This window comes from Streptomyces sp. NPDC006384 (assembly GCF_042870695.1).
GTDB lineage: Bacteria > Actinomycetota > Actinomycetes > Streptomycetales > Streptomycetaceae > Streptomyces.
The window spans coordinates 1-6,551 of sequence record NZ_JBIAHR010000047.1; the positions used below are offsets into that span (position 1 = coordinate 1).

The window sequence follows — 6,551 nt, forward strand, 5'->3', positions numbered from 1 at the left end:
TAAGAATTCCAAGGTAGCAAAGATATTGTATTGGAAATGATAGATGTGAGTATGATTTCTAAATTAATTGATGAAGATATTTTTTAAAGTTTATTTTTGTGTTCGTTTCTTTAGAAGTATATTTGAATGAATTTGGAGTATTTCACTCCGACCTTTTTAATATATTTTTATAAATCTTTTTATAAACCTTTTTAGGTGTGCTTTAATCCTTAGAGCGACAGTAGATTTCACAACTTAAAAAGGTCATTTTGCCACATAAAAAAGGTCATTTTGCCACATAAAAAAGGTCATTTTGCCACATAAAAAAGGTCATTTTGCCACATAAAAAAGGTCATTATTTTAATTCGACATTTTTTATGTGGCAAATACTTTTAATAAAACTATTATAGTGATAATATGTATATGATATACAAGGACTTATAAAAAAAATGACCTTTTTTGGAGTGATATATATGTCGAACGAAACTGTTATTTATCATAATGAAATGAATTTGGTTCCTTTGAGAAAATTTACTTCTGTTGAAATAGACTTATTTTTTGCTATGTGTAATAAGCTAAAAGAACAAGATACTAATAAATTATATTTAAGTTTTGAAGAACTTAAATATTTAAGTAATTATAACTATGAAACTAGAAATCTTAATCGTTTTATTGGAGATTTACAAAATATTTATAAAAAGATGCTCGAGATAACTTATCGAAGAGAAGATGAGGATGTAATAGAGTTTTTTGTACTTTTCAATCACTTTAAAATTCATAAAACGGAGAAGTATCTTGAAATTTCCACTAATCCTGACTTAAAGTTTGTTTTAAATGATATTACTCGTAATTTTACAAAATTCGAATTAAAAGAACTGACTAATTTAAAATCTTCGTACTCTAAAACCATGTTTCGCTTACTTAAACAATATAAACATACTGGATATTTAAAATTATCAATGGAAGATTTTAGAACTCGATTAGACGTATCAAAGTCTTATCAAATGTGTGACATTACTAAACGTGTATTAAAGCCAATATCTAAAGAGCTTACACCTATTTTTAATAATCTTAATATTAATAAAGTTAAAGCTAAAAAAGGTCGAAAAATTGAATACTTAGAATTTATCTTTGACGCTGAGAAACGTATTCACAACAAACGACAGCCACAAATAACTAATATAGGTAAGTCGCGCCAATATACTAATCGTGAAAAGACACCTAAATGGTTAGACGACAAGATATATAAACAATCTCAAGAGTCACATGACGAAGATGCAAAATTAAAACAAGATCGAGAGGCATTTCAACGTCAATTAGAAGAAAAATGGGAAGAATAATAACTTAAATGAGCTACATCTATATTTTGCTTTTATTTCCTTTAATAATGGGATTTGTCTTATCACTAAAAAAGAAAAGACATCATAAATAATGAACTACTTTTGGTAGGATATTAAAAATATAAGTGATAACCTAAAATAGGATAAAATTTATAAAATCTAAAAAGGAAATTATGTAATGAAAAAAGAATTTAAGGAATGGTTAATAGCCATAATAGTAGCTATATTACTATTATTTTTAGTAAATAATTTTTTATTTAAACCTTATACTGTATCAGGATTATCAATGTATCCAACGTTTAACAATAAAGATAAAGTAGTAGTCAGCAAAATATCCAAATCATTAAATCACTTAAAGTCTGGAGATGTTATTGTATTTCATCAAAATAGCAATAATGACTTTATAAAACGATTGATTGGTAAACCAGGAGATCAAATTGAATATAAAAATGACAAGTTATATATCAATAAAAATTATATCAAAGAACCTTACCTTGACTATAATAAAAAAATGAATAACTCCAGTGAAAATTTAACAGAAGATTTTAATGTATCAAATATAAAGGGATCTAAAAATAAAATGATAATACCTAAAGATAAGTATTTAGTTCTCGGAGACAATAGGACAAACAGTATTGATAGTAGATATTCTGAGGTGGGGTTAATATCTAAAAAACAAATCGTAGGAAAAGTTATTTTAAGATTTTGGCCTTTTAATGATATGAAGTATAATTTTAATCGATGAATGATAAAAAAGCTAAGTTATAAAGCTAGCTTGAGATATTGTTGACGATTACATAATTAGTTCATTCGAATATCTATTTAATTTTACAAATTTCTTCATGCAAGATATACTAAAAATAACAAACAGACAGACACATCATTGGATGTGAAAACCCCAGCATGCCGACCAAAGCATATGCTGGGGTTTCTTTTTTATCGTTGTTCTTGATTTATTAAATAAAGAACACGTCCAACAATAATTGGACATACGATATATTTCACAACAAACAGAACGACAATCATTAGATGTGGCACCTCCTTTCTGCACGGGAAGTGCTTTTTTAGTATAACAGAATCTGATTTTAATAGATTCTCCGTTTTTGAATAAAGATACAAAAGTTCATTTAATGAAAAAGTATGAAAACGCGTGAGAACAATGATGTATAAAACCTGAATAAACGATAATCACAAGACAAAGGCTTAAACGTTGATTTAACAGCGTTTAAGCCTTTACTACAAGTTGACATAATTAACTATTATGGGTAGTGCCTTTGTATAAATACTCAAAAACACAAACATTGTTAAATTAATCTTTGTGTCCTTTAATATAAGTAACATAATAGTTAATTATTGCGATGAGAAAAACCATAGATAACTAAATATATAAGCATAATAACTATGAAATGAATAGCTCCTAAAAATAATGCGAAAATATCTGTAGTAAGAGGTTTAAAATAATCTGATGAATCGTAAATATTCATAAACCAATGAACACATTCCCAAGAAAGAAATGTTCCAATACATCTACTTATTATAATACTTATATTATTTTTTAAGCCGAATTTAAAAATAGATCTACTTATTAATATAGCAACTATTATAAATGGGATGTAACCTATTAATAAACCTGTTTGATAATCAGTAAATAATCCGATAAATTCTATTGGAACTAAAGATAAAATTAATATAATGATTTTTAACCATTTCATTTTAAAATTTCTCTTTTCAATATTATTTTTCCTTCAATATCATTTTATTAATATAATTAGGTAAAAGTCTACGCTGTCTTTAAGTGATAGATGAATGATCTCTATTTTTTATTATGTTATACATTTATATTATTTTCTGTAAGGTTCTGATTCTAAAAGATATTTATAATAGGAGTCTTTCTTTTGTAAATCTGTTTCCCCCCATACCTTATATTCTTTATCATCTGTCCATGGTGCTGGTGCTGGTGTCACGTTATACTCATACTCACTATATGGTTGATCTTTAAAAGCAATATCTTTTTCAGCATATCCCATCATAATATTAAAACTCATTTTTTCATTTTTTATTTTTTTATCCCAACCCTTACGTTCTATAACGTGATCGATGATTTTCTCACTCTTGTGTTCCTGATAAGTAATCACACTAAAAGTCCAAACTGTTAAGGTAATAATGATAACAATAATAGAAGTTATTAATATTTTTAAGATTTTCTTCATTTTTGTATAATTCCTCTTTTTTAATAATTTTTATGATAAATATGTATTATTGTATTTAATTTTACAAAATATTAATTAAATAAATTTACTTAAGGAGACTAATATGAAAAGAAAATATAAAATTACAGGTATCATCTTTATCGTTCTTCTTATCGTTTTAACATTAATTTTTAGTATAGTGCACCATTATGCTAATGTTCAAAAACATGAAGAAGCTAAACTAAAACAAAAAGTTCACCATATTTTCAAACAAAAAGGTTGGGAAGATAAAGTTAAAGAAGAAAAAAATATATTTACGTTCAATACTGGAGATAATGATTTACAAGTCACTTTTAAAGATGAGCCTTATAATACGTATACATATTCTATTGATGAAGACAATAAAGTATATGGAAATGCTGTTTTGAAAGATGAATATGATAAAGATTTTGATAGTAAAAAAAAGTACAAAGAATATTTAAGAAAAATGCATTTTGAAGAAAAATATGATCTGAAATAAAAAAGCAAGCGACTACGATAATTGATAGTCGCTTGCTTTTTAGTGTTCTTTCAATTTGTTTAATGCTTTTTTATGATTCGTTTTCTATCTTGTAATTTGGAGGCTTATATATGCCATTAAATGAAAAGCCTGTATAAAGTTTAAAATAGCTTAGAAAGCAAAAAGGAGTATTAGCATTGAAATCAATTGTTCATTTTATTTGCCTCTTTATCATATTTTGTATTTTTGGATATGTGATAGATTTAATATTTTTTAAAGAAATAAATATTTTTCTGATTTTAGAATCAGCCTTTATTTTATCATTACTAATCATGCCGATATTAAAGATTGTAAAAGAGATAGAAATTGAAAAATAGAACTGGTAAATACCATTTTCTATACTTAATGTTTAATAAAAATAGGCTACTAAAATTCAGTTAATAAAGATCCATCTTTATTAACTGAATTTTAAAAAAATATATATAGTGTTAATTTTTTTAATTAAAGTAGTTATAACTTAATTTATATGATAAAGTCATATTTAAACATATAAATATTTTACAGGAGGTCTTTTTATGAAAAAGTTACTTTCAGTTTTTATTGCAAGTTTATTAGTTTTAACCGGATTATCTTTTTCTTCAATTAATCAAGGTAATACTGCGAGTGCTAAAACAAAATATAAAACAACTATAACTTACAAAGGTCAAAAATATGTATATGTTGGTCATTATAAACACCATTTTTCTAAAAAAGAAGTTAAAAAAGTAGTTAAATTTTCTAAAGGAGTTCATTCAGGAAACAAATTAGTATCTGCTGCTAGTAAACTTAGTAAAAATGGTTATGTTAAAGCATCCTCGGCTATTTATAAAGCCTTTGATTTTGGATTGAAAAATGAATTAAAAGGTAGCTATTTTTACACAGCAGCTAAAAAAGGTACAGGCGTAACAATTTCTTATGATATGTATACTGCAACAACAGGTCCGAACCATACTATAGCTAAGAATTTTAAACATAGTTATAATTAAATAAATGTGAGGGGAAGGATTAATCCTTCCCCTCACATTTATTTTCAAGCTTTTTTGAACGGTTGAATTTTAGACCATAATTTATGAATTCATAGATATTAGATAATATTTCAGCTATTATTCTTAAAATATTTTCCATTATCATCACTACTTTCAATTTTATTCAGTATATTTAATTTTTCTCTCGAATTTTTTTATATCCCCATTTTTATATTTAACTTCATAAAGAATACTTTCTCCTAATAAATCTTTTACATTGTCGTATTTGTTTGCTACACCTTTCCAAATCAATGTATCTTTAGTATCTTTTTTAATACCGTCATTAGTAATTTCTTTTGCATTGTTATTTTTATATCGATACACTTTCCCAATTTTTTCAGGTTTGTTATTTTCTTTTTTATTTATTGTAATATTAACAGCTTTACTTGTAGGATTAATTTCTAATGCACTTTTTTTAATTGGTTTTTCTTTAGAACTATTACTACATCCAGTAACAGTTAGAACTAAAATAAGAGAAATAATAATACTAAATATTGCTTTTTTCATTCTAATCATCCTTTTTTGCTTATTCAAGATTACCATATTCTTCATTTAAATATTTTGATATTAAATTTTCAATTTGTTTAGATTTATTAATACCATATTTTGTTTTAACTTTATCTAAATTAGTTATTAATTTAGGAGGAAGAGTAATATTTAACTTTTGTCTTTGTTCTCTTTCATTCAAACCCACAACACTCTCCTTTTATTTATGCGTATAAAGTAGCATTACATGCGTACAAAGTCAAGTTTGTACCCATAAAAGAAGTATAGTATAGTTTGTTTTTTACTTTATGGAGCTATTATAATTACGACAAACGATAAAAGAAAAACAATTTTTTCCTCTCAAAAAAGCCCTATAGTTTTCAACTAAGAATAAATGAGCAAAGCAAATGGTAAGATAGTCCTTCAGCTATGCTGAATACTACCTTAAGCGGTAATGGATTTCCTTATGCTCTTTAAAATACAAAAGTTACATTATATACCTACTTTTTCAGGTTTTAGCTTTTTTCTAAGAAGAACAATTGAGATAAAAAATATATTTTCCTTTCTGAAAGTGTTGAGAAAGAAATTTTAAAATGATTTATAGCCTATCTGTTGAACAAAAAAGTTTTTAGTCATTTTTTAATAAAATGTTCTAGAAAGGGCTTAAAATGCAAAATAAAAAGACTACTCAAAAAATGAGTAGTCTGAAGAATAGTTTTTGATGTATTAAATGAAAGGGAGTACTACATTAATCATATCACACGCATTTATACCGAGAAAATTTATTGATGTTGAGAAGAACCCTTAACTAAACTTGAAGCCGAATGTCGGCATAGCGTAAGCTATTAAGCCGACGATTCGATAAGTTTAGGGATTGTTAAAGATTCGGAGGTTCAACGTCAATAAAGCAATTGGAATAAAGCATTAAAAATAGCCACTCAACAAATTGAGCGACTATTGATTGGGCGGATAGTTACTTTGTGTTTAAAGAATT

Annotated in this window: 7 protein-coding genes; 4 read left to right on the top strand and 3 right to left on the bottom strand. The window is 25.8% G+C overall.

Going from position 1 to position 6,551, the window contains the following annotated elements; translation table 11 throughout:
* The first annotated feature begins 452 nt into the window (after window positions 1-452).
* Window positions 453-1,319 carry a replication initiation protein gene (locus tag ACFYOJ_RS35870; protein ID WP_002494364.1) on the top strand — a complete coding sequence of 289 codons (867 nt, stop codon included), beginning with the start codon at window positions 453-455 and terminating at the stop codon, window positions 1,317-1,319.
* Window positions 1,320-1,497: 178 nt separating this feature from the next.
* On the top strand, window positions 1,498-2,064 hold the full coding sequence (lepB, locus tag ACFYOJ_RS35875; protein WP_002456288.1) for a signal peptidase I: 567 nt from the start codon (window positions 1,498-1,500) through the stop codon (window positions 2,062-2,064).
* A 1,096-nt stretch (window positions 2,065-3,160) separates the two neighbouring features.
* On the opposite strand, the gene ACFYOJ_RS35880 is transcribed toward lepB, so the two are convergent.
* Entirely contained in the window at window positions 3,161-3,529 is a 369-nt protein-coding gene (locus tag ACFYOJ_RS35880) for a DUF3139 domain-containing protein (protein WP_002494366.1), read from the bottom strand.
* 103 nt (window positions 3,530-3,632) lie between these two features.
* Here ACFYOJ_RS35880 and ACFYOJ_RS35885 point away from each other — a divergent pair, with 103 nt between their 5' ends.
* Together ACFYOJ_RS35885 and ACFYOJ_RS35890 are read left to right on the top strand one after the other, a co-directional pair.
* A complete protein-coding gene (locus ACFYOJ_RS35885) occupies window positions 3,633-4,028 on the top strand; it encodes a DUF3139 domain-containing protein (protein ID WP_002494367.1) in 396 nt (131 codons plus the stop codon).
* Between the two features lie 554 nt (window positions 4,029-4,582).
* Window positions 4,583-5,032, top strand: coding sequence for a hypothetical protein (locus ACFYOJ_RS35890; protein ID WP_002494368.1), 450 nt, complete (start codon window positions 4,583-4,585; stop codon window positions 5,030-5,032).
* Window positions 5,033-5,191: 159 nt separating this feature from the next.
* Here ACFYOJ_RS35890 and ACFYOJ_RS35895 read toward each other — a convergent pair whose 3' ends face one another.
* Both ACFYOJ_RS35895 and ACFYOJ_RS35900 read right to left on the bottom strand, forming a co-directional pair.
* Window positions 5,192-5,623: a hypothetical protein gene (locus ACFYOJ_RS35895; RefSeq protein ID WP_388598610.1), complete on the bottom strand. Its 432-nt coding sequence runs from the start codon at window positions 5,621-5,623 to the stop codon at window positions 5,192-5,194.
* Entirely contained in the window at window positions 5,598-5,765 is a 168-nt protein-coding gene (locus tag ACFYOJ_RS35900) for a hypothetical protein (protein WP_002494370.1), read from the bottom strand. Before ACFYOJ_RS35900 ends, ACFYOJ_RS35895 begins: the two co-directional genes overlap by 26 nt.
* Between the last annotated feature and the right edge of the window lie 786 nt (window positions 5,766-6,551).

Excerpts from the sequence above, each read along its gene's own strand:
- ACFYOJ_RS35870 (WP_002494364.1), top strand. The coding sequence starts at position 453 with ATGTCGAACGAAACTGTTATTTATCATAATGAAATGAATTTGGTTCCT.
- lepB (WP_002456288.1), top strand. The coding sequence starts at position 1,498 with ATGAAAAAAGAATTTAAGGAATGGTTAATAGCCATAATAGTAGCTATA.
- ACFYOJ_RS35880 (WP_002494366.1), bottom strand. The coding sequence starts at position 3,529 with ATGAAGAAAATCTTAAAAATATTAATAACTTCTATTATTGTTATCATT.
- ACFYOJ_RS35885 (WP_002494367.1), top strand. The coding sequence starts at position 3,633 with ATGAAAAGAAAATATAAAATTACAGGTATCATCTTTATCGTTCTTCTT.
- ACFYOJ_RS35890 (WP_002494368.1), top strand. The coding sequence starts at position 4,583 with ATGAAAAAGTTACTTTCAGTTTTTATTGCAAGTTTATTAGTTTTAACC.
- ACFYOJ_RS35895 (WP_388598610.1), bottom strand. The coding sequence starts at position 5,623 with ATGAAGAATATGGTAATCTTGAATAAGCAAAAAAGGATGATTAGAATG.